The organism is Arthrobacter sp. Hiyo1 (genome assembly GCF_001263615.2).
Taxonomy (GTDB): Bacteria; Actinomycetota; Actinomycetes; order Actinomycetales; family Micrococcaceae; genus Arthrobacter.
The window spans coordinates 33,652-35,296 of record NZ_DF952469.1 but is presented as its reverse complement, the minus strand read 5'-3'; the positions used below and the strand labels follow the sequence as shown (position 1 = coordinate 35,296).

Genomic DNA, 1,645 nt, shown 5'->3' with positions numbered 1-1,645 from the left:
GGGTGTGCCGGGCTCCACTGCCGAGGCCAGGGCTTCGTCAGTCATGGCCAGGGAGATGCCCAGGTCCACGGGCACGTGGCTGGCGGCGTGCTTGAGGAGAGGGATGTCGCGGCCCAGGAGGGTTCCCTTGGTGAGGATGGAGAACGGAGTACCGGAATCCGCCAGGGCCCGGATGATCCCAGGCATCAGCTGGTAGCGGCCTTCTGCCCGCTGATACGGATCCGTGTTGGTGCCGAGGGCCACATGATGGTGGCCCCACGAAGGCTTGGACAGTTCCTTGCGCAAGACCTCTGCCGCGTTGATCTTCACGATCACCTGGGAATCGAAATCGTGTCCGGCGTCGAACTCCAGATAGGTGTGGCTCTTGCGCGCAAAACAGTAGACACAGGCATGGCTGCATCCGCGGTACGGGTTGACCGTCCATTCGAAGGGCATCTGGGAACCGGACGCCACCTTGTTGAGCACCGATTTGGCGGTGACCTCATGAAAGGTGACTCCGGAGAATTCGGGGGTTGAGACGGAACGCACAAGCCCGGCCAGCGGCAGCAGTGCGTCCGTTGCTGGGGCGGCTCCGGACGGACCGCTGCTGCTGTTGTCTCCGGGTGCCGGACCACGTTGTGGTGAAAGTGCCTGTGCGTCCCATCTCATGGCCTCCATTCGAATATATGTTCGAACGCTTGTCAAGGCCGGTTGAAAAAAGGCCGGTTAAGGATCGAACGAGCCACCTGGAAATCGCTCAGCCGTTGCTAGGGTGGATGCATGATTCTGCTGACGGGATTCGAGCCTTTTGGCGGCGATTCCAGCAATCCCTCGTGGGCTGCCGTCCTCGAAGCACAGGAGATCTTGCGCTCCGAAGGCCATGACGTGGTAGCGCTCGAACTGCCGTGCGTTTTCGGTGAATCCGCCGCGGTCCTGCGCGAGGCCGTGGAGAGGCTGCGCCCGGAGCTGGTCATCTGCGTCGGGCTCGCCGGCGGCCGGGACCGGCTCTCCTTGGAACGCGTGGCCATCAACTGCGATGACGCCAGGATTCCGGACAACGCCGGAAACAGGCCCATCGACGAGCCGGTAGTCCCCGAAGGTCCCGCGGCGTACTTCAGCACACTCCCGGTGAAGTCCGCGCTCCGGGCGCTCCAGATCGCCGGAATCCGTGCCGAGGTCTCGCAGACTGCCGGGACCTACGTGTGCAACCACGTGTTCTATGCCCTGATGCACGAACTCGCCGGAGCCGTTCCGCCCCGCGCGCGGGGCGCTTCATCCACGTTCCTATGACGAAGCCCGACTTCCGCAGGGTAGTGCGACGCCTGGGATGGCGACGCGGGACATGGGGCGGGGGGATCGCCGTCGTCGTTCGCGCTGCGCTTGAGACTCCGGTGGACACCAAGCTGTCCGCAGGGGCGGTTCACTAGGCCGGCGCCGTTCACTTGGCTGGCGCGGGCGAATCCAGCTCCCACTGCACCACCACGCTCGCGGAAACCGCCACCGATCCCGCTTCGATGGGCACGCCTTCGCTCGTTGAAGCACGCTGTATACCGGCCTTCATAGGCACCGGTGATCCATGCTCCGGCCGCTGATCGATGGAGAGGACGAGCCCCAAGCGGCCGCCGGCAAGCGCGGCGAAGCGGGCCGCCTTCGCTTCGGCCTCCCG

At 64.9% G+C, this 1,645-nt stretch carries 3 protein-coding genes; 1 reads left to right on the top strand and 2 read right to left on the bottom strand.

All coding sequences use genetic code 11. The annotated features are described in order from the left end of the window. Positions 1–648 (bottom strand): radical SAM protein (locus AHiyo1_RS04805; protein ID WP_148667470.1); only part of this gene is annotated, 648 nt, incomplete at its 3' end. 111 nt (positions 649–759) lie between these two features. Here AHiyo1_RS04805 and pcp point away from each other — a divergent pair. Continuing rightward, positions 760–1,269, top strand: a complete 510-nt coding sequence (gene pcp / locus AHiyo1_RS04800) for a pyroglutamyl-peptidase I (RefSeq protein WP_059387789.1) — start codon at positions 760–762, stop codon at positions 1,267–1,269. A 148-nt stretch (positions 1,270–1,417) separates the two neighbouring features. Here pcp and AHiyo1_RS25410 read toward each other — a convergent pair. Continuing rightward, on the bottom strand, positions 1,418–1,645 hold a 228-nt coding region (locus AHiyo1_RS25410), incomplete at its 5' end, for an SIMPL domain-containing protein (protein WP_113990567.1).

Coding starts and splice junctions, on each gene's coding strand:
- pcp (WP_059387789.1), top strand. CDS start 760: ATGATTCTGCTGACGGGATTCGAGCCTTTTGGCGGCGATTCCAGCAAT.